Annotated in this window: 23 protein-coding genes; 5 read left to right on the forward strand and 18 right to left on the reverse strand. The window is 72.9% G+C overall.

Annotated features, from left to right (window positions below):
* The first annotated feature begins 37 nt into the window (after positions 1-37).
* Complete coding sequence (acpP, locus tag VMN58_08810; GenBank protein ID HUF33289.1) at positions 38-280, forward strand: acyl carrier protein; 243 nt, start codon at positions 38-40, stop codon at positions 278-280.
* Positions 277-1,446, forward strand: a complete 1,170-nt coding sequence (locus VMN58_08815) for a beta-ketoacyl-ACP synthase II (GenBank protein ID HUF33290.1) — start codon at positions 277-279, stop codon at positions 1,444-1,446. Before acpP ends, VMN58_08815 begins: the two co-directional genes overlap by 4 nt.
* 163 nt (positions 1,447-1,609) lie before the next feature.
* Here the strand turns inward: VMN58_08815 and VMN58_08820 are convergent, their stop codons facing one another.
* From VMN58_08820 to VMN58_08835, 4 genes are all read right to left on the reverse strand, one after another.
* Positions 1,610-2,146, reverse strand: a complete 537-nt coding sequence (locus tag VMN58_08820; protein HUF33291.1) for a methylated-DNA--[protein]-cysteine S-methyltransferase — start codon at positions 2,144-2,146, stop codon at positions 1,610-1,612.
* A 34-nt stretch (positions 2,147-2,180) separates the two neighbouring features.
* A complete protein-coding gene (gene fabZ, locus VMN58_08825; GenBank protein HUF33292.1) occupies positions 2,181-2,609 on the reverse strand; it encodes a 3-hydroxyacyl-ACP dehydratase FabZ in 429 nt (142 codons plus the stop codon).
* The gene (bcp, locus tag VMN58_08830; GenBank protein ID HUF33293.1) at positions 2,606-3,055 is read right to left on the reverse strand and encodes a thioredoxin-dependent thiol peroxidase; all 450 of its coding nucleotides are present in this window, start codon (positions 3,053-3,055) and stop codon (positions 2,606-2,608) included. Before bcp ends, fabZ begins: the two co-directional genes overlap by 4 nt.
* 95 nt (positions 3,056-3,150) lie before the next feature.
* Entirely contained in the window at positions 3,151-3,447 is a 297-nt protein-coding gene (locus tag VMN58_08835) for an HU family DNA-binding protein (GenBank protein HUF33294.1), read from the reverse strand.
* Positions 3,448-3,701: 254 nt separating this feature from the next.
* Here VMN58_08835 and VMN58_08840 point away from each other — a divergent pair, with 254 nt between their 5' ends.
* Positions 3,702-4,934, forward strand: coding sequence for a DUF222 domain-containing protein (locus tag VMN58_08840; GenBank protein HUF33295.1), 1,233 nt, complete (start codon positions 3,702-3,704; stop codon positions 4,932-4,934).
* A gap of 264 nt (positions 4,935-5,198) precedes the next feature.
* Here VMN58_08840 and VMN58_08845 read toward each other — a convergent pair whose 3' ends face one another.
* Entirely contained in the window at positions 5,199-5,519 is a 321-nt protein-coding gene (locus VMN58_08845; protein ID HUF33296.1) for a hypothetical protein, read from the reverse strand.
* A gap of 126 nt (positions 5,520-5,645) precedes the next feature.
* On the opposite strand from VMN58_08845, the gene VMN58_08850 reads away from it, so the two are divergent.
* Positions 5,646-6,461, forward strand: a complete 816-nt coding sequence (locus tag VMN58_08850; GenBank protein ID HUF33297.1) for a hypothetical protein — start codon at positions 5,646-5,648, stop codon at positions 6,459-6,461.
* A gap of 21 nt (positions 6,462-6,482) precedes the next feature.
* Here the strand turns inward: VMN58_08850 and trpA are convergent, their stop codons facing one another.
* From trpA to hisI, 10 genes are all read right to left on the reverse strand, one after another.
* Positions 6,483-7,277, reverse strand: a complete 795-nt coding sequence (gene trpA, locus VMN58_08855) for a tryptophan synthase subunit alpha (GenBank protein ID HUF33298.1) — start codon at positions 7,275-7,277, stop codon at positions 6,483-6,485.
* A complete protein-coding gene (gene trpB / locus VMN58_08860) occupies positions 7,274-8,500 on the reverse strand; it encodes a tryptophan synthase subunit beta (protein HUF33299.1) in 1,227 nt (408 codons plus the stop codon). Before trpB ends, trpA begins: the two co-directional genes overlap by 4 nt.
* On the reverse strand, positions 8,497-9,162 hold the full coding sequence (locus VMN58_08865) for a phosphoribosylanthranilate isomerase (protein HUF33300.1): 666 nt from the start codon (positions 9,160-9,162) through the stop codon (positions 8,497-8,499). The genes trpB and VMN58_08865 overlap by 4 nt, the downstream gene beginning before the upstream one ends.
* Positions 9,153-9,953 carry an indole-3-glycerol phosphate synthase TrpC gene (gene trpC, locus VMN58_08870; GenBank protein HUF33301.1) on the reverse strand — a complete coding sequence of 267 codons (801 nt, stop codon included), beginning with the start codon at positions 9,951-9,953 and terminating at the stop codon, positions 9,153-9,155. The genes VMN58_08865 and trpC overlap by 10 nt, the downstream gene beginning before the upstream one ends.
* 61 nt (positions 9,954-10,014) lie before the next feature.
* Complete coding sequence (locus VMN58_08875) at positions 10,015-10,332, reverse strand: putative quinol monooxygenase (protein HUF33302.1); 318 nt, start codon at positions 10,330-10,332, stop codon at positions 10,015-10,017.
* A 223-nt stretch (positions 10,333-10,555) separates the two neighbouring features.
* The gene (locus VMN58_08880; GenBank protein ID HUF33303.1) at positions 10,556-11,092 is read right to left on the reverse strand and encodes a DnaJ domain-containing protein; all 537 of its coding nucleotides are present in this window, start codon (positions 11,090-11,092) and stop codon (positions 10,556-10,558) included.
* A 27-nt stretch (positions 11,093-11,119) separates the two neighbouring features.
* Positions 11,120-12,049 carry a carboxypeptidase-like regulatory domain-containing protein gene (locus VMN58_08885; protein ID HUF33304.1) on the reverse strand — a complete coding sequence of 310 codons (930 nt, stop codon included), beginning with the start codon at positions 12,047-12,049 and terminating at the stop codon, positions 11,120-11,122.
* A 5-nt stretch (positions 12,050-12,054) separates the two neighbouring features.
* Positions 12,055-12,912: a hypothetical protein gene (locus tag VMN58_08890; GenBank protein HUF33305.1), complete on the reverse strand. Its 858-nt coding sequence runs from the start codon at positions 12,910-12,912 to the stop codon at positions 12,055-12,057.
* Positions 12,909-14,423, reverse strand: coding sequence for an anthranilate synthase component I (trpE, locus tag VMN58_08895; protein HUF33306.1), 1,515 nt, complete (start codon positions 14,421-14,423; stop codon positions 12,909-12,911). Before trpE ends, VMN58_08890 begins: the two co-directional genes overlap by 4 nt.
* Positions 14,424-14,427: 4 nt before the next feature.
* Entirely contained in the window at positions 14,428-14,787 is a 360-nt protein-coding gene (hisI, locus tag VMN58_08900) for a phosphoribosyl-AMP cyclohydrolase (GenBank protein ID HUF33307.1), read from the reverse strand.
* A gap of 105 nt (positions 14,788-14,892) precedes the next feature.
* Between hisI and VMN58_08905 the strand changes: the two genes are divergently transcribed.
* Entirely contained in the window at positions 14,893-15,531 is a 639-nt protein-coding gene (locus VMN58_08905) for a DsbA family oxidoreductase (GenBank protein ID HUF33308.1), read from the forward strand.
* Positions 15,532-15,541: 10 nt separating this feature from the next.
* Here VMN58_08905 and VMN58_08910 read toward each other — a convergent pair whose 3' ends face one another.
* The 3 genes from VMN58_08910 to VMN58_08920 form a co-directional block, all read right to left on the reverse strand.
* Positions 15,542-15,847, reverse strand: a complete 306-nt coding sequence (locus tag VMN58_08910) for an antibiotic biosynthesis monooxygenase (GenBank protein ID HUF33309.1) — start codon at positions 15,845-15,847, stop codon at positions 15,542-15,544.
* A gap of 139 nt (positions 15,848-15,986) precedes the next feature.
* Positions 15,987-16,751 carry an imidazole glycerol phosphate synthase subunit HisF gene (gene hisF, locus VMN58_08915; protein ID HUF33310.1) on the reverse strand — a complete coding sequence of 255 codons (765 nt, stop codon included), beginning with the start codon at positions 16,749-16,751 and terminating at the stop codon, positions 15,987-15,989.
* Entirely contained in the window at positions 16,751-18,355 is a 1,605-nt protein-coding gene (locus tag VMN58_08920) for an ABC-F family ATP-binding cassette domain-containing protein (GenBank protein ID HUF33311.1), read from the reverse strand. The genes hisF and VMN58_08920 overlap by 1 nt, the downstream gene beginning before the upstream one ends.
* Positions 18,356-18,375 lie beyond the last annotated feature (20 nt).

The raw sequence follows: 18,375 nt of genomic DNA on the forward strand, positions 1-18,375 counted from the left end.
CCCGACCACCCCGCACGAACCACAGGAGAGAGACACCATGGCTGAGGACACCTTCGAGACGTTCAAGAAGTGCGCCGTCGAGGTGCTGCAGGTCGAGCCCGACCAGGTCACCAAGGAGGCGAAGTTCGCCGACGACCTCGACGCCGACAGCCTCGACCTCGTCGAGCTCGTGATGGCCCTCGAGGAGGCGTTCGACATCGAGGTCCCCGAAGAGGACCTCGAGGGGATCGAGACCGTCGGCCAGGCCTACGACCTCGTCCAGGGCAAGCTGGGCTCGTGAGCCGGCGCCGGGTCGCCGTCACCGGCATCGGCATCGTCGCGCCCTGCGGCACCGGCACCGAGGCGTTCTGGGAGGGGCTGCTCGCCGAGCCGGCCCCCGGTGCCCGCGAGATCACCGACTTCGACCCGTCGCCGTGGTTCGGCCCCAAGGAGGCACGGCGCACCGATCGCTTCGCGCAGTTCGCCGTGGCCGCCGCCGCCATGGCGCTCGACGACGCCGGTGAGCTCACCGCCGACCTCGACCGGGCCGGCGTGCTGATCGGCACCGGCGTCGGTGGCCTCCACACCCTCGAGGACCAGATCGTCATCCGACACGAGAAGGGCGCCAAGCGGGTCTCGCCCTTCCTCGTCCCCATGATGATGAGCAACGCTGCCGCCGCGTCGGTCTCGATGCGCTTCGGCTGGCGGGGCCCCTGCGAGGCCACGGTGACCGCCTGCGCGGCGAGCACCCACGCCATCGGCAACGCCGCCCGCCTCATCGCGTCGGGCACGTGCGACGCGGTGATGACCGGCGGCAGCGAGGCGGCCATCACACCCACCGGGGTGGCCGGCTTCGCCAACATGACCGCCCTCTCGGGGTCGGGGATCTCCCGCCCCTACGACATCGACCGGGATGGCTTCGTGATCGCCGAGGGCGCGGTGGTGCTCGTGCTGGAGGAGCTCGAGGCGGCCCGGGCGCGCGGCGCCCGCGTCTACGGGGAGATCATGGGGTCGGCCAGCACGGCCGACGCCCACCACATCACCGCCCCCGCCCCCGGCGGCAACGGCGCCGTGCGGGCCATGGAGCTCGCCCTCGCCGACGCCGGCGTGCGAGCCGCCGACGTCGCCCACATCAACGGCCACGGCACCTCCACCCCCCTCAATGACGCGGCCGAGGCCGAGGCCATCACCACGGTCTTCGGCACGCCCGGGCCGCCGGTGACCTCCACCAAGGGCGTCACCGGCCACGCCCTCGGCGCTGCCGGAGCGATCGAGGCCGCCGCCGTGCTCCTAGCCATGGAGCACCGCCTCATCCCCCCCACCGCCGGCCTGGTGAACCTCGACCCCGCCATCACCATCGACGTGGTGCGCGAGCCCCGCCCGTGGGAGCCCGGGCCGTCGCTGTCGAACAGCTTCGGCTTCGGCGGTCACAACGGCTGCCTCGTCATCGGCCCCCCACCCCAGTAGCAGAAAAGTGGCCTCGGCGAAGCCGAGTCCGCAACCGGCCACGCCGAGTCCAGCCGGCGTGCTCAACTGGCTGGGAGCGGGTGGCACCGAGGGGAGGGGCCCGCCGCCGGAGCCTGCGGAGGCGGTGGGAGGGGTCCCGCTCGGTGACGGGCCCCGCTCGCAGTCAGCTGAGCACGCCTTCGAGGTGGAGGAGGTGCGCTTTCAGGTGGAGCCCCCCGGTGTAGCCACCGAGGCCGCCGCCGGTGCGCAGCACCCGGTGGCAGGGCACCACGATGGGGATCGGGTTGGCCCCGAGGGCGTTGCCCGTGGCACGGGAGGCCCGGGGGCGCCCGATGGCGGCAGACAGGGCCCCGTAGGTGCTGACCTGCCCGAAGGGGATGGCGGCGCAGGCCCCGAGGACCTCGCGCCCGAAGGGACTCACGAGTGCCCAGTCGACGGCAAGGTCGAAGCGCTTGCGTCGCCCGGCCAGGTACTCGTCGAGCTGGCGGCGGGGCTCGTCGACGAGGGCCGGCGCCTCCATCACCCGGGGAGAGATCCGCCGGGCCAGCACCTCGAGGACGGCTGCGGGGTCGTTGGCCTCGAACGACACCCGCACCAGGCCCCGTGACGTCACGGCCACCAGGAGCTGGCCGAGGGGCGACTCCAGGGTCCCCCATGCCACCTGTAGCTCGGTGACGCGCTCCACGGTGCTGGCGGTCATGGTGTCCTCCTCGATGGCCGTGTTGGAGAGTCTGTCAGGCCGGAGCCAGGAAGAAGAGGAGGTCGGCAGCACACGCGAGCTCGCCGTCGACGGTGGCCCGCCCCGATCCCTTGCCGGCTCGTGCCGACATGCGCCCGAGGGTCACCTCGAGCTCGAGCGTCTCGCCCGGCACGACCTGGCGGCGGAATCGGGCGCCGTCGATCCCGCCGAAGAGCGGGAGCTTGCCGGCGAAGCGCTCGTCGGCAAGCACCGAGCACGCGCCGACCTGCGCCAGCGCCTCGATCATCAAGACGCCCGGCAGGGTCGGGCGGCCGGGGAAGTGCCCGGCGAAGAACGCTTCGTCGCCGGTGAGGGTCCACCGCCCCGTGGCCGACGTCCCGGGGTCGAGGGCGACCAGCTCGTCCACCAGCAGGAACGGGGGGCGATGCGGCAGCAGGTCGACGGGGGCGGGCAGCGAGCTCACGCCACCGCCCGACGGAGCTTGGCCGGGGTGTCCTTGGGCGAGATCTTGTGCCAGACCTCGACCAGCTTGCCCTTCTCGTCCACCAGGAAGGCCGAGCGGATCACGCCCTGGTACTTCCGGCCGTACATCGACTTCTCCCCCCAGGCCCCGTAGGCCTCGGCCACGGCGTGGTCGGGGTCCGAGAGCAGGGTGAAGCCGAGTCCGTGCTTGTCGTCGAAGCGCTGGAGCTTCTCGGGCGGGTCGGGGCTGATGCCGACCACCGCCACATCACCGAGCTCCGGGAGGACATCGCGCAGCCCGCAGGCCTGTGTGGTGCACCCTGGCGTGTCGGCCTTCGGGTAGAAGTACACGAGCACCTTGCGGCCCTTGAACGACGACAGCCGGACCGGCTCGCCGGTCTGGTCTGTGAGGGTGAACGCGGGGGCCTTGTCGCCGGGTTCGAGCATGCCGGCAACCTTAGGGCCCGGCGACGGTGCGACCGGCCGGACCGCGTCCCCGCCCGCCGGCGGGCGGGCGGGGACGGTGCCGCGAGGGGCGCCGCTCAGCCCGGTGCGGGCTCCTTGCCGGCGGCGATGGCCTTGAGCTTGGAGCCGGCGCTGATCTTGACGGCCTTGGTGGCCGGGATCTGCAGCTCCGCACCTGTCTGGGGGTTGCGCCCGGTCCGGGCCGACCGCAGGGTCTGCTCGAACGAGATCCACCCCGGGATCGAGATCTTGTCATCGCCTCTGGCGACGACGTTGGCAACGACGTCGAACAGGCCCTTGAGGGAGGCGTCGACGTCGCCCTTGGCGACCCCGCTGCGCTCGGCGATGGCGTCGACCAGCTCAGATCGGTTCATGTGCTCTCCTTGTGGCGTCGGGTGCCGGGGCTCAGGCCCGGGCTCACCAGCTCATGCGAGCCGGTGACCTACCGGGTGTCAAACCACGACAGCACCAGCATGACCGGTTCAGGCCGCCGCGCGGTGCATCCTCGCCGGCGCGGACGACGCTTGCGCCCGGCAATCGAACAGGTGTACGATGGGGGTGCTTCCCCGAGTGAACCGGTCCCGTGTGCGAGGTCTCGATGGGAAGCGTCTCGATGGGAAGCGTTGGTGTGCCCTCGATCGATGAGCTGGTGGCCATCGACGCCACCAGCCTCGACTCGGCGGGCGTGCGGGCGCTGGCGGTGGAGCTCGAGCGGGCCAAGGCCCGCCTCGACGCCGCGCTGCTGGCCGTGGCTGGCGAGCTGGACCGCAACGGCTGGTACCTCGACGACGGGGCCGCCAAGGTTCGCTGCTGGTTGGCCCACCACAGCGGCATCGCCCGGGCGACGGCCGGTAGCCGGGTGCGCTTGGCCAAGCGGCTCCGCTTCACCCCGCTCATGGCCGACGCCCTCGCGGCCGGCGCGGTCAGCGAGGGCCACGCCCGCGCGTTGGCGCGGTGCCTCACCCCTCGCACCCTCGTGGCGCTCACCCGCGACGAGGCCCTCCTGGTCGACCAGGCCAAGGTGCTGTGCGTCGACGACTACGAAGTGCTTGTCACCAGGTGGCTGTCGCTCAACGACGACGGGCCAGAGCCCGGCACCGGCGAACCCAGCCAGGTGCGGGCATCCCGCTACGGCGACGGCCGGGTCAAGCTCGACGGCGACCTCGACATCGACGACGGCGCCGAGCTCCTCGCCGAGCTCGACGCCATCACCGACGAGCTGTGGCGGGAAGACCAACGCCTCGACGACCACGACCCCGCCGCCCACCGCAGCCACGCCCAACGTTGCGCCGCCGCCCTCCTCGAGATGGCGCGCCGCTCCTCGGCCACCCGCCGCCAGGACCTCGAAGACGACGTCGCCGAGGCTGACCGCCGAGAGCGGGCCCGCCCCCGGCGGGCGCAGCTCATAGTCACCGTGCCCCTCGACGCCCTTGCCGGCGCCCGGGGCGTTGCCGCCACCTTCGACGACGGCACCCTCGTACCCCGCTCCACCCTCGAACGGTGGCTGTGCGACTGCGCCACCTCCACGGTGTCCACCAAGGCGGGGGTGCCCTTCGACGTCGGCCGCAGCCAGTACACGCCGTCCCCCGCCCAACGCCGAGCATTGGTGGCTCGCGACGGCGGCTGCATCGTCCCCTCCTGCAACCGACCAGCCCGCTGGTGCGACGCCCACCACGTGGTTCCCCACCCCGCGGGTCCCACCCAGCTCGACAACCTCGTGCTCCTCTGCAACCGCCACCACAAGCTCGCCCACAACCACACCATCCGCCTCCGACCTGCGAGTCCGCAGCGCTGGATCGTCCTCCGGGGCGACGGCACCCCCATCCGGGAACGGCCACCGCCCATCCCGCTGCGCTGCTGAAGGGCGACGAGGTGAAACGCCGCGATCGTGGGGGCGGAGCAATCTCCCGCGCCAGTCGGGTCGGCTATCGAATCCACTTCGGGACGCCCGCGCCCCCGAGCCGCCGCAGCCGTCTGTGTTCAGTGTCCGCTGCCAGCGTCGCGCCACCGTTCCTCACTGCCCATGGGCCTCTCTCGAGCCGTCCCGACTGCCGGAGAGCCCGGCCGCCTCTACGGCACGTATCACGCAACCGGCCGGTCGCGGACACCACGCCGGCAACGTCGGTCAGACCAGGCCGCGGCGGCGGGCCCACCAGTCGTCGGGCCGGGCGTGGGCGTGGAAGTGGTTGGGGATCTGACGCATGACCCGGTCGATGGTGACCCCCACGTCGGGGAACTGCTCGGCGGCGACCCGAGCCAGCTCGGCCAGCATGTGCTCCAGCTCGGTCTCGGGGGGCTCGACCCCGTGGGAGCGCCACACCACCATCGGGATGGCACAGGCCTCGCACTCGGCCACCCAGCACACATCGTCCTCGTGGAACCAGGGGGTGAAGCGCGCCGCTTCGCACAGCTCGCAACCCTCGACCACGACACGATCGCCCTCCACGGCCTTCGATCCTACGGGCGCACCTGCGAGCCGCTGGGCGCGCCCGCCTGCACCCGGCGGCGTTTCACGAGCGCGCGCCCCGGGCACCATCAGGGCACGAGCGACGAGTAGGCGGAGGGGCGAGCGATGGGCGACCGACGGACCGAGTCAACCGATCGAACCGACGAGCAGCTCGGCGGGCCCGGCCCGGAGGACACGGACGACGAGGACAAGCAGAAGACCAAGCGTCGCCCCCGGGGCCGGCGCGGAACCGCGGCCAGGCCGCCGCGGGGCAACGAGACCCTGTCGCCGCTGAGCGCCGTGTCCGGGACCCTCACCGCCTTCGGCCTGCTCGCCCTCCTGGCGGCGCTCTCCGCCGGCATCGCCGCCGTGATCGGGGCCGACATCGCCGGGCTCAGCGACGACGAGTGGCGCAACGTCGGCATCGGCGGCGCCGCGGCCATGGCCCTGGCGCTGCTCGCCTCCTTCGCCTTCGGCGGCTACACCGCCGGGCGCATGGCCGGCCGCGCCGGGCTGCGCCACGGGCTGGTCGTCTTCGGGCTCGGCCTGCTCGTCATCGTGGTCGCCGGCCTGGTGACCTCGCTCACCGCCGACACCACCGCCGTCGGCGACGAGCTGCGTGACCAGGGCGTGCCCACCAGCACCGACACCTGGACCGACATCGGCATCGGTGCCGGCATCGCCGCCGCCCTCGCCATGCTCGTCGGCGCGCTGCTCGGCGGGTGGCGTGGCGAGCGCTGGCACGCCCGCCCGGTCGCCCATGGCACCCAGCCGGCCCGCCCCTACGACGAGATCGTGGCCGACGCCCGGTCGCGGGACGGCGACGACCGGACAGCGATCGACCTCCCAACTGACACCGGGACCGAACCTGGCAGCAGCCTCGAGGAGGAGCGCGCCGACCACGCCGTCGACCCCGACGAGCGCACCTCCCAGGACCACTAGCGCGGGACGGGCGGTCCGGCGTCAGCCGCGGTCGAGCGCCTCCCGGAGCCCACCGACGAAGTCGGCGGCGGCCTCGGGGCCCCCGCCGGCGAGGAGCGTGCGGATCAGGGCCGACGCCACGATGACCCCGTCGGCCTCGGCGCAGACCTCCACCGCCTGGCGGGGCGTCGAGACACCGAAGCCGATGAGCACGGGCTTGTCGGTGACGGCCTTGAGGCGCTTCGCCATCACCGCCGCCGACGACGCCACCTCGGCCCGCTCGCCGGTGATGCCCATCAGGCTCACCCCGTAGACGAACCCTCGGGAGCGGGCCGCGATCTCGCCCAGGCGGTCGTCGGAGGTGACCGGCGCCGCCAGCAACACGGTCTCGATGCCCGCGGCGGCGGCCTCGGCCTCCCACCCGGCGGACTCGTCGAGGGGCAGGTCGGGCAGGATGGCTCCCGCCACCCCCGCTGCTGCCAGCGAGCGGGCGAAGCGGAGCTCGCCCATGCGGTACGCCAGGTTGTAGTAGGTCATCGCCACCAGCGGGACGCCGGCGTCGACCCCGGTGAGGTCATGGAGGATCGAGGGCGGCGTCACCCCCCGGGCCAGGGCCGTCGCCGAAGCTTCCTGGATGGTGGGGCCGTCCATGACCGGGTCGGAGAACGGGATCCCGACCTCGATGGCATCGGCACCGGCCGCCGCCACCGCCCGCAGGACCTCCGTCCAGTCGTCGGTGAGGCCACCGGTGACGTAAGGGGCCAGGAGCTTGTGGCCGGCGTCGCGACGGGCGCGCAGCGAGGCCTCGAGCGGGCCGACCTGCGTCGTGGGCGTCACCGCGTGCCTTTGCGGATGCGCATGACCTGCTCAGCGTCCTTGTCGCCTCGGCCGCTGAGGTTCACCAGGACGGTGGCTCCGGTCGGGATCGCCCCTCCGGCCTCTCGGGCCACCCAGGCGATGGCGTGCGCCGGCTCCAGCGCCGGGATGATGCCCTCGCTGCGGCTCAGCAGCTCGAAGGCGTCGAGGACCTCGGCGTCGGTGACCGTGACGTACTCGGCGCGGCCGGTCGCGGCCAGGTGGGCGTGCTCGGGACCGACACCGGGATAGTCGAGCCCGGCGGAGACGGAGTGGGCCTCGCTGACCTGGCCGTGCTCGTCCTGGAGGAGCAGGCTGGCCGACCCGTGGACGACCCCGGGCAGCCCCCGACCGATCGCCGCGCCGCCATCGGGCTGCACCCCCACCAGACGGGCCGGGCCCTCGGCAAAGCCGGCGAAGATTCCCGCGGCATTGGATCCCCCGCCGACGCAGGCCACGACGAGGTCGGGGTCTCCGCCGTCGAGCAGCTCCTTGGACTGCACCCGCGCCTCGTCGCCGATCACCCGCTGCAGCTCCCGGACCATCCACGGGTAGGGGTGCGGACCCATCACCGAGCCGATGCAGTAGTGGGTGGTCTCGACCGAGGCCACCCAGTCGCGCATGGCCTCGTTGATGGCGTCCTTGAGGGTCCGGCTCCCCGACGACACCGGCCGCACCTCGGCGCCGAGCAGCTCCATCCGGAAGACGTTGAGCGCCTGGCGCTCGACGTCGACCTCGCCCATGTACACGACGCAGTCGAGGTCGAAGAGCGCCGCCGCCGTCGCCGCCGCCACCCCGTGCTGGCCGGCCCCGGTCTCGGCGATGAGGCGCTTCTTGCCCATGTGCCGGGTGAGGAGGGCCTGGCCGATGACATTGTTGATCTTGTGGGACCCGGTGTGGTTGAGGTCTTCGCGCTTGAGCAGCACCCGCACCCCGAGGCGGCGCGACAGGTTCTCGGCCTCGGTCACCGGCGAGGGCCGGCCGGCGTAGGTGCGGAGCCGGTCGTCGAGCTCGGTGTGGAAGGCGTCGTCGGACCATGCGGCGCGGAACGCGGCTTCGAGCTCCTGGCAGGCGGGAACGAGGGATTCCGGCACGAAGCGACCGCCGAAGTCGCCGAAGCGGCCACGGTCGTCGGGGTCGCCCATGTGGGTTGCCTCGACCGCCGACCCAGGGGCGGGGCGGGAGCCGTCCGCTGCGTCGGTCATGCCAGCTCCTCGCGCCAGTCGTAGGGCAGGGGGCCGCCGGCGGCGGCCTCGTACCCGGGTGGCGCCGCTGCCTTGGCGGCGTTGACGAAGGCGCGCAGCTGGCGTGGGTCCTTGTGCCCGGGGGAGGACTCGACGCCCGAGGCGACGTCGACACCCCACGGGTGGACCCGGTCGATGGCGGCGGCCACGTTGCCGGCGTGCAGGCCACCGGCGAGCATCAGGCGCAGCCGGGCGGGCACGTCCTCGGCCAGGGACCAGTCGAAGACCTGGCCCGACCCGGGGCTCTCGTTGTCGATCATCACCACGTCGGCCCCGTAGTCACGCGCCGAGGCCACCGCCGGATCGCCGGCGCCGAAGACCTTGAACACCACCGGCACCCGCTCCTTCACGTACTGCGTGTCGGACGGCGACTCGTGGCCGTGCAGCTGCGCCGCCCGCAGGCCGGTGGTGTTCACGATCTCGACCACCCGCTCGGGTGCCTGGTCGCGGAACACGCCGACGGTGAGGATCTCGGGCGGGAGCCGGCGGAGGATGTCGCGCACCATGGCCGGGGCCACCTGCCGAGGCGAGGGGGCGAAGATGAAGCCCACCGCGTCGGCGCCCAGGGCCACGGCAAGCAGGGCGTCCTCCTCGCTGGTGGTGCCGCAGATCTTCACGAACACGGTGTCACCGCCACGCCGGCGGCCACCAGGCCGGCGACCGCGTCCCCTGGGTCGCCGCTGGTGACGAGGGTCTCCCCCACCAGGACGGCGTCGTAGCCGGCCGCTGCCAGGGCGGCGACATCGGCAGCGTGGCGGACTCCCGACTCGGCGACGCTCGTGACCCCTGACGGGATCGACGGCGCCAGCCGCAGGGCGAGCTCCCGGTCGACATCGAAGGTGGTGAGGTCGCGCTGGTTCACCCCCACGATGGTGGCACCGGCTCCGAGCGCCTCGTCGAGCTCCGCGGCGTCGTGCACCTCCACCAGCACCTCGAGGCCCAGATCGCCGCCGAGGGCGATGACCCGCCGTAGCTCGCGAGCGTCGAGGGCGGCGACGATGGCGAGGACGGCATCGGCACCCATGAGGCGAGCGTCGACCACGTCGCGGTCGTCGACGGTGAAGTCCTTGCGCAGGACCGGCAGGGCGACGGCTGCCCGGGCCTCGACCAGGTCGTCGACCGAGCCACCGAAGAACTCGGCGTCGGTGAGGACCGAGAGGCAGCTGGCACCGCCCGCCTCGTAGCGGCGTGCGAGGTCAGCAGCCACCAGGTCGGGGAACAGGTCCCCTCGCGAGGGCGACCGCCGCTTGACCTCGGCGATGACCGACGTACCCGGCCGGGCGGTGAGTGCACCCGCGAAGGAGCGCGTGGGGGCGAGGCCGTCGCACGCGGCCACCAGCGTCGCCAGGTCACGCGCGTCGCGCCGAGTGACCGCCCGGTGGGCAGCGACGATGCGATCGAGGTAGGTGCCCACGGCGGACCAGCCTACCGGCGGCCTCCGGACTGCCCGGAGCCGTTCCGGCCCTCGACCTTCCTCAGCCCTCGAGCGAGATGCCCTTGGCCTGCACCGGCGTGGCGAGGACGATCTCGGGACGCCCATCGGCGAGATCCCGGAGACCGGCCCCGACCGCCTTCATTGCGTCGCTGCCGCCGTGGGCGCCGAGGGACTCGGCGTCGGCGTAGAGCTCGTAGAACAGGATGGTGTCGGGGTCGCCCTCCACCCGGTGGAGGACGTAGACCTCGGTGCCCTCCTCGGACTCGACCACGGGGAACATCGTGGCCAGGGCGACGGCGACCTCGTCGCCCTTCCCGGCCTTGGCCTTGATGGTCGCGAACACGGCGATCTTCGACACGGTGGGGTCTCCTGGAGGGGCGTCGGACGTCGACGGCGACCGTAGCCGCCCGGTGGGAGGGGTCCCGCTCGGTGACGGGCCCCGCCGTCACCCCACCAACCGCCTCGGCCGAAGGCCGAGACCGCAGAACCGGACTGACGGCGGGTGGCACCGAGGGGAGGGGCCCGCCGCCGGAGCTTGCGGAGGCGGTGGGAGGGGTCCCGCTCGGTGACGGGCCCCGCCGTCACCCTTCGTCGCGGGTCGCCCTGGCCAGGGCCAGGAGGGGCACCACCAGGAAGCCCACACAGGACAGCACGAACAGCGCCACCGCCAGCCCGAGCAACGGCGCCGAACCGAGCGCCAGGCCCACCGCGCCTGCCCCCACGCTGGCCGCGAACAGGGCGATGGGCGCGACGGTGGCGATGCGTCGACCGGGGGCCAGGGCCGCAGGGTCGTCCCGGTAGGGATGGTCGGCGACGTCGAGGGGGTCGGGGTCGTCGTCACCCGGCTCGAAGGGCCGGAAGACCGAGGTCTCGGCGTCCCCGTCGGGATCAGCGCCGCCGGCGAGGCGTCGGTCGTAGGCGGCCCGCCGGGTCCGGTCGCCGAGTACGCGCCAAGCTTCGTTCACCTCGCGCATGCGCCGCTCGGCGTCGGCCCGCTCCGCGGGCGGGGAGCCGGCGACCACGTCGGGGTGGTGCCGCCGGGCCAAGGCGAGGTAGGCCCGCCGGACCTCTGCCTCGCCGGCATCGGGCGCCAGCCCGAGCACCTCGTAGTGGGTCACGAGGCGGGGGCGACGGCGCGGACGGCGTCAGCCATCGTCGTCTGCAGTGGTGGTCGTCTTCCCCTCTGTCGTGGTGGTCGTGGTCCCGGACCCCCCGCCGGGATCGGTGGTCGCCGTCCCGTCCGTGGTTGTCGTGGTGGTCGGAGCCGTGGTGCAGTCCGCTACGACCAGCATGACGGTGTCGGTGCCGTCGAGGGTGGCGACGAGGGGCTGACGCCCGGTCGTCTGGCAGACCAGCGTGAAGGTCGCCGAGCCGTCACTGCCGGTGGTGACCGGGTTGGCGCTGCGAACGCTCCAGGAGCCGGTCCCCCCGAGCCTCACCGAGACCCCGGGGCGTGGGCGCGATCGCACGATGCCGTCGTCGTCGACCGCCCAGGTCGAGAGCCGGACCTTGAGGTTGGTCGGCTCGTCGACGATGGGCGGGTTCGGCGCCGCCACGGTGTCGACCCGCTCGCGCTCGACGAGCTCGAGGCGCTGCTCGACGCCGCGCGTCTGGCCAGACCGCAGGAAGAGGATGGTGGGCCGGATGAGCGCCAGGTCGGGCACCCGCCAGGCACGGATCCGGTAGCGACCGCCGAGGACGTCCGGGAGGTTCCACGTGCCGTCGGGGGCCGTCGGCACCATGACGGCGGCCACCTCGCCACCGACGAACCGCTCGATCAGCACGGTCGCCCCCCCGACGGGCCCGTTCGGACCGTCGACCCGACCCACCAGGGTGGCGTCGCCGCCAGCCCCCACGATGGCCACCGTCGTGGTGGTCGTGGTGCCCCGCACCTCGCGGAGGCGGACCTGGCTGCGGTCGGGCCGGGAGGTGGAGGTGGCCTCGAGGGTGGTGACCGTCTCGGGCTCCGGCAGCGCTTGGAACCCCCGCGGGGACGAGCAGCCGACGATGGTCGCGAGGAGCAGCGGGGCGAGGAGCACGACGACGTGGCGGCCGCGGCCGTGAGAGAGGGACACGACGGCTACGGCAGCGGCTCGACGGTGGCCGGGGTGACGCCGTCACCCCACCGGAGCGCCGCCGGGCCCGGCACCTCGACCCCCCTGCGGACGTAGGCCAGCGCCACGGCACCGCCTTCGACGGGGGCGACGCTGGTGAGGGTGCCCACCTCCTCACCGTCGACCTCGAGGGTGGCGCCCGCCATCGGGAGCAACCCCTCGACGACCACCCGTCGCAGCCGCACCGGGGTGTTCCCGCCCCGCGAGTCGATGCGGGCCACCAGCTCCTGGCCGGTGTAGCAGCCCTTCGTGAAGCTGACCGAGCGCTCGACCAGGCCGGCGGCGGCGGGGATGGTCGACTCGCCGAGCTCGGGACCCATGCGGGCCACGCCACGGGCGATGCGAAGGGCCTCGTACGTCCCGGGGGCGATGGTGGCGATGCCATCGGGGACGGCGACGCCCGGTCCCAGGAGGTCGCACCCCTCGACCCCCGGGGTCTCCGGCGGGACGGCCCACACGTCCGGTCCCGGGTCGAGCCCCTCGCAGTCCACGCCCCGGAGGGCCACGACCCGCCAGTCGTCGAGCAGCGCCAGCTCGCAGCGGACGCGCAGCTTGAAGCGCTCGAGCCGGGCCACGACCGCCCTCCCCCAACCTGCGTCGGTGTCGAGCACGAGCTCGTCGTCGGCGACCCGGGTGACCCGGAGGAAGGCATCGACCTTGCCCTGCGGCTGGAGGAGGAGCGAGAACGCCGAGCCGCCGACCTCGAGGGCCTCCACGTCCTGGCTCAGCTGGCCCTGCAGGAAGGACACGGCCTCGTCGCCGGCTGCGCGCACGACGTCGCGCGCCAGCACCAACCCCCCGCTGGCGGCGACCTCGACGGTCATGTCGCAGCCTCGTGGCGCTTGGCGGTCATGCGGCGAGCGGCGGGCACGGCGGCGAGGAGCGCCGCCGCCTTGCTCCGGGTCTCCGCCTCTTCCGCCTGGGGGTCACTGTCGGCGACGATGCCAGCACCCGCCTGCACCGACGCGGTGCCCTCGCGCACGACCATGGTCCGGATGGCGATGGCCGTGTCGAGGTTGCCCGAGAAGTCGAGGTAGCCGACCACACCCGCGTAGGGGCCGCGCTTGACGGGCTCGAGCTCGTCGATGATCTCCATGGCCCGGACCTTGGGAGCGCCGGTGACGGTGCCGGCGTGCATCGTGGCCCGCAGCACGTCGACCGGCCCGAGCCCCGGACGGAGCCGGCCCGACACCTGCGAGGTGAGGTGCATCACATGGCTGTAGCGCTCGAGGGTCATGAGCTCGTCCATGGCGACGCTACCGAACTCGGCGACGCGGCCGACGTCATTGCGGGCCAGGTCGACCAGCATGATGTGCTCCGCCACCTCCTTGGGGTGCTCGGCCAGCTCGCCAGCGAGGCGGCGGTCCTCCTCGTCGGTGGCCCCCCGGCGACGGGTCCCGGCGATGGGGCGGGACACCACCCGGCCGCCGAGGAGCTGGACCATCGGCTCGGGCGACGAACCCACCAGCGTCACGTCGGGGTGGCGGACGAAGTACATGTAGGGACTCGGGTTCACCTGGCGCAGCACCCGGTAGACGTCGAAGGGGTCGGCGTCGAGGGTGAGGTCGAAGCGCTGCGACAGCACCACCTGGAAGATGTCGCCCTCGAGGATGTGCTCCTTGGCCACGTCGACTGCCGCCTCGTAGACGCCGGGCCCCATCGACGAGCTGACCTCGGGCAGGGGGTCTCCCGGGTCGGGCGGGTCGACCACCGGCTCGTCGGTCGGGCGGGCACCGTCGGCGGCGAGCTGGTCGAGCCGGAGCAGGGCCTCGTCGTAGGCGGCGTCGAGCTCCTGGTCGGTCGCGCCCGGCTCCACGATGACGTTGTCGATCAGGATCACCCGCTGGCGCCAGTGGTCGAAGACCGCCAGCTGCCCGATGACGCTGAGCACCGCGTCCGGGAGGCCGTGGTCGTCGGGGGGCACGTCGGGGAGGTGCTCCACCTCGCGCACGATGTCGTAGCCGAGGTAGCCGACCAGACCACCGTGCAGCGGGGGAAGCTCGGGGAGGGAGGGCGATCGGTAGGCGCCGAGCAGGGCCTCGACGGCGGCGAGGACCCCACGGTCGAGGGGGATGCCGTCGGGGATCGCCCCGTCGACGGTCACCACCGCGCCGCGGGCCACCAGGGTGGCCGTCGGCCGCCGGCCGATGAAGGAGAAGCGGCCCCACCGCTCGCCGTGCTCGACGGACTCGAGGAGGAACCCCGGCTCCTCGCCCACGACCCGTGCGAAGGCCGCCACCGGCGTGATCAGGTCGCCGAGGACCTCCCGCCACACGGGCACCACGGTGTGTCCCCGCGCCAGGTCGCGGAAGTCGTCCCTGCTGGGTCGGAACATGGGCTCAGCCGGATCCGAAGGGCCGGTAGAAGCAGCTCACCTCACCGGTGTGGCACGCGCCCTTGCCCTCCTGGTCGACCACGAAGAGCAGCGTGTCGCCGTCGCAGTCGAAGTACGCCTCGCGCACCCACTGGCGGTCGCCCGAGGTGTCCCCCTTGGCCCACTCCTCCTTGCGGGAGCGGCTCCAGAAGACGGTGCGACCCTCGGCAAGGGTGCGCCGGAGGGTCGCGGCGTTCATCCACGCCATCATCAGGACCTGGCCGGTCGCCCGGTCCTGCACGATGGCGGGCACCAGGCCGGCGGCGTCGTACGTGACGCGGCCCAGCTCGTCGTCGGTCGCATCGATGGTCGTGGCGGCGTCCATGGCCCCATCGTAGGGCCGGGTGGTCCACCTCCTGGCCTCGGTTCCGGCTGGCCTCGGGAGATCACCCTGGGGATGATCGGTGGGCGGCGCCGTGTTGGACCCACCATGCAGGTCGAGATCTGGTCCGACGTCGTCTGCCCCTGGTGCTACATCGGCAAGCGCCACCTCGAGGCCGCTCTCGCCGACTTCGAGCACGCCGACGAGGTAGAGGTCGTGTGGCGGTCGTTCGAGCTCGACCCTGCTGCGCCCGGCGTTCGTGAGGGCCGCTACGTCGAGCGCCTGGCGCGCAAGTACCGCACCTCGGTCGAGGGCGCCCAGGGCATGGTCGACCGCATGACGGCGGCCGGGGCGCAAGCCGGGCTCGACCTGCGCTTCGACCTCGTCCGGTCGGGCAACACCTTCGACGCCCACCGGCTCATCCACCTCGCCGCCGCCCGGGGGATCCAGGACCGCGTCGAGGAGCGTCTGCTGGCCGCCACCTTCACCGAGGGCGAACCCATCGCCGACCACGCCGCGCTCGCCCGCCTGGGGGTGGAGGCCGGGCTCGACCCCGACGAGGTGACCGAGGTCCTGGCCTCTGGGGCATTCGCCGACGAGGTGCGCGCCGACGAGCGGCGGGCCACCGAGATCGACGTCACCGGTGTGCCGTACTTCCTCATCGACGGTCGGGGCATCGGCGGCGCCCAGCCCCCCGAGACCCTCCTGCGCGTCCTCCGGCGAGCCTGGGAGGCTCGGGTCTCCTGACAACCCGGGGTCATCGCGAAGATGTGCCCTCCAGCTCCTCGAAGTGCTCGACCACAGGGAACGGGTCGTAGAAGTGGTGCAACAGGTCGCGCCACTCCTCGTAGGCCGCCGAGCCCCGGAAGCCCTCGGTGTGGTCCTCAAGGCGCTCCCACTCCACCAGGAGCAGATAGCGGTTGGGGTGCTCGACGCAGCGGCGGAGGGCTACCGACGAGCAGCCCTGCGCCCCGGCGATGATCGCCTTCGCCCGCCGGAAGGCGACCTCGAAGGCGGCCTCCTGTCCCGGGGTCACGTCGAGGATCGCGTGTTCGAGGATCATGGCCTCAGTCTGGCTCGCGGAGGGAGAGCGATGCGACGCCGGGGTCCGGGCGACGGCGTGCGTACCGCCTGGTTCTCGGCACGCAGATGGTGCGCGGGCGGCAACGGACGTGCCCAGAACCAGGAGGGGCCAGGCCCGGTCAGTCGGGTGGGCGGACGACGACGCCGGCCGCGGCCATGGCCTCTTTGGCCTCGGCCACGGTGTGCTCCCCGAAGTGGAAGATCGAGGCGGCGAGCACAGCGTCGGCGTGGCCCTCGAGGACGCCGTCGACGAGGTGCTGCAGGGTGCCGACCCCGCCGCTGGCGATCACCGGGATGCCACAGGCGTCGACGACCCTCTGGATCAGCTCCAGGTCGAAGCCATCGCCCGTGCCGTCGCGGTCCATGGAGGTCAGCAGGATCTCGCCGGCGCCACGCGCCTCCACCTCGGCCGCCCACGCCACGGCGTCGATGCCCGTGGGTCGCCGGCCCCCGTGGGTGTACACCTCGAAGCCCCACTCCGTGCGGCGCGCGTCGATCGACACCACCACACACTGAGCGCCGAACATGCCAGAGATCTCCGCCACCAGCTCGGGTCGGGCCACGGCAGCCGAGTTCACGCCGACCTTGTCGGCGCCGGCACGGAGGAGGCGACGGGCGTCATCGACGGTACGCACCCCTCCGCCGACCGTGAGGGGGATGAAGACCTCCTCCGCGGCACGGGCGACCACCTCGACCATCGTGTCGCGGTCGTCGGAGGACGCGGTGGTGTCGAGGAAGACGACCTCGTCGGCGCCTTGGGCGTCGTATCGGGCCGCGACCTCCACTGGGTCGCCGGCATCGCGGAAGTCGAGGAAGTTGACCCCCTTCACCACGCGCCCGGCATCCAGATCGAGGCAGGGGATGACGCGGGCCGCCTGCACCATCAGGCCATCGCAACGAGGTCGAGGAGGTCGTCGCTCCAGTAGTCGAGGGTCCCCTCGGGCATCATCAGCACCCGTTGCGGCGCCAGCTCGCGCACGAACTCCGGATCGTGGCTGACGAGGATCATCGAGCCCTTCCAGCCCCCCAGGGCGTGGGCGACCGCGGTGCGGGACGGCGGGTCGAGGTTGTTGGTCGGCTCGTCGAGCAAGAGCAGGTTGTGGCGCCCGGCGGTGAGGAGGGTCAGCGAGAGCTTGGTCTTCTCACCACCGGAGAGCGTGCCAGCGTCCTGGAAGGCCATCTCCCCGGAGAGCCCGAACATGCCGAGCAGGGAGCGGAGCTCGACGAGCGGGCGGTCGGCCTCGGCCTGGACGTGGGTGAGGAGGTCGGTGCCGGCGGCGATGTTCTCGTGCTCCTGGGCGTAGTAACCCGTCGACACGTTGAGCCCGAAGCGCACCGTGCCGGAGTCGGGTTCGCTCTGGCCGGCCAGGATGCGCAGGAGCGTGGTCTTGCCGGCCCCATTGAGGCCCATGACCATCAGGCGCTCGCCCCGGCCGAGGTCGAAGGCCACGTCGGTGAAGATCGGGGGCCCGTCGTAGGACTTCGCCAGCCCCTCGACCTCCAGCACCACCTTGCCGGCGTGCGGGGGGTCGGGCAAGCGCACCGCCATGCTGCGCTCCCGCGTCGGGCCGGTCACCTTGGCCCCCTCGAGGCGGGAGACCCGCTTGTCGAGCGACTTGGCGGTGCGGGCCCGCTTGGCCGTCTGGCCCCGCATGGAGTCGGCCAGCGACGCCAGCCGGTGGATCTCGGCGTCCTGGGCCGCCACCGTCTTGGCCAGGCGCACCTCGTCGGCGGCCCGGGCCTCCCGGTACTGGGTGTAGGTGCCCTTGTACTCCACCATGTGCCCAACCCCGTCGCCGGCCCGGTCGAGGTGGAGGATCCGGGTGATCGCTTCGTCAAGCAGGTCGAGGTCGTGGCTCACCACCAGCAGGGCACCCCGGTAGCCGCGGAGGAAGCCCATGATCCATGCCTTGGCGTCGGTGTCGAGGTGGTTGGTCGGCTCATCGAGCAGGAGGACGTCGCTGCCGGCGAAGAGGATGCGGGTCAGCTCGACGCGACGGCGCTCGCCGCCGGAGAGGACCTTCAGGGGCATCTCGAGGCGGTCGTCGGCCAGACCGAGACCGGAGGCGATTCGGCGGATCTCGGCCTCGGCGGCGTAGCCGCCCTCGTGCTCGAACGCGTCCTGGGCCTTGCTGAGCCGAGCCACGTTGCGCTCGGAGGGGTCCTCTTCGCACGCCAGGCGGGCCTTCTCGATCCGGGTGGTGATCTCGTCGAGGCCTCGGCCGGCCAGGACGTGCGACAGGGCCGTGGTGCCGTCGAGGGCGGTGGTGTTCCGGGGGTCCTGGTTGAGGTAGCCGAGGGCACCCTGGATGGAGACGGTGCCGCTGTGGGGCGGCGCCGCGCCCGCCATCACCTTGAGCATCGAGGTCTTGCCGGCCCCGTTGCGACCCACGAGGCCGACCTTGTCGCCGGCGCGCACGCTGAAGGTGGCGTCGGCCAGCGTCAGCCGACCACCCACCTCCACCGAGAGATCGCGCACGGAGAGCATTGGTCCAGCGTGGCAGGGCC

This window comes from Acidimicrobiales bacterium (assembly GCA_035512495.1).
Lineage (GTDB): Bacteria > Actinomycetota > Acidimicrobiia > Acidimicrobiales > CADCSY01 > DATKDW01.

Bases quoted from the DNA above. Each gene is read 5' to 3' on its own strand.
- VMN58_08820 (HUF33291.1), bottom strand. From the start codon at position 2,146: ATGACCGCCAGCACCGTGGAGCGCGTCACCGAGCTACAGGTGGCATGG.
- VMN58_08890 (HUF33305.1), bottom strand. From the start codon at position 12,912: ATGACCGTCGAGGTCGCCGCCAGCGGGGGGTTGGTGCTGGCGCGCGAC.
- VMN58_08920 (HUF33311.1), bottom strand. From the start codon at position 18,355: ATGCTCTCCGTGCGCGATCTCTCGGTGGAGGTGGGTGGTCGGCTGACG.
- trpB (HUF33299.1), bottom strand. From the start codon at position 8,500: ATGACCGACGCAGCGGACGGCTCCCGCCCCGCCCCTGGGTCGGCGGTC.
- bcp (HUF33293.1), bottom strand. From the start codon at position 3,055: ATGCTCGAACCCGGCGACAAGGCCCCCGCGTTCACCCTCACAGACCAG.
- acpP (HUF33289.1), top strand. From the start codon at position 38: ATGGCTGAGGACACCTTCGAGACGTTCAAGAAGTGCGCCGTCGAGGTG.
- VMN58_08905 (HUF33308.1), top strand. From the start codon at position 14,893: ATGCAGGTCGAGATCTGGTCCGACGTCGTCTGCCCCTGGTGCTACATC.
- hisF (HUF33310.1), bottom strand. From the start codon at position 16,751: ATGGTGCAGGCGGCCCGCGTCATCCCCTGCCTCGATCTGGATGCCGGG.
- trpE (HUF33306.1), bottom strand. From the start codon at position 14,423: ATGTTCCGACCCAGCAGGGACGACTTCCGCGACCTGGCGCGGGGACAC.
- VMN58_08835 (HUF33294.1), bottom strand. From the start codon at position 3,447: ATGAACCGATCTGAGCTGGTCGACGCCATCGCCGAGCGCAGCGGGGTC.
- hisI (HUF33307.1), bottom strand. From the start codon at position 14,787: ATGGACGCCGCCACGACCATCGATGCGACCGACGACGAGCTGGGCCGC.
- VMN58_08910 (HUF33309.1), bottom strand. From the start codon at position 15,847: ATGATCCTCGAACACGCGATCCTCGACGTGACCCCGGGACAGGAGGCC.
- VMN58_08850 (HUF33297.1), top strand. From the start codon at position 5,646: ATGGGCGACCGACGGACCGAGTCAACCGATCGAACCGACGAGCAGCTC.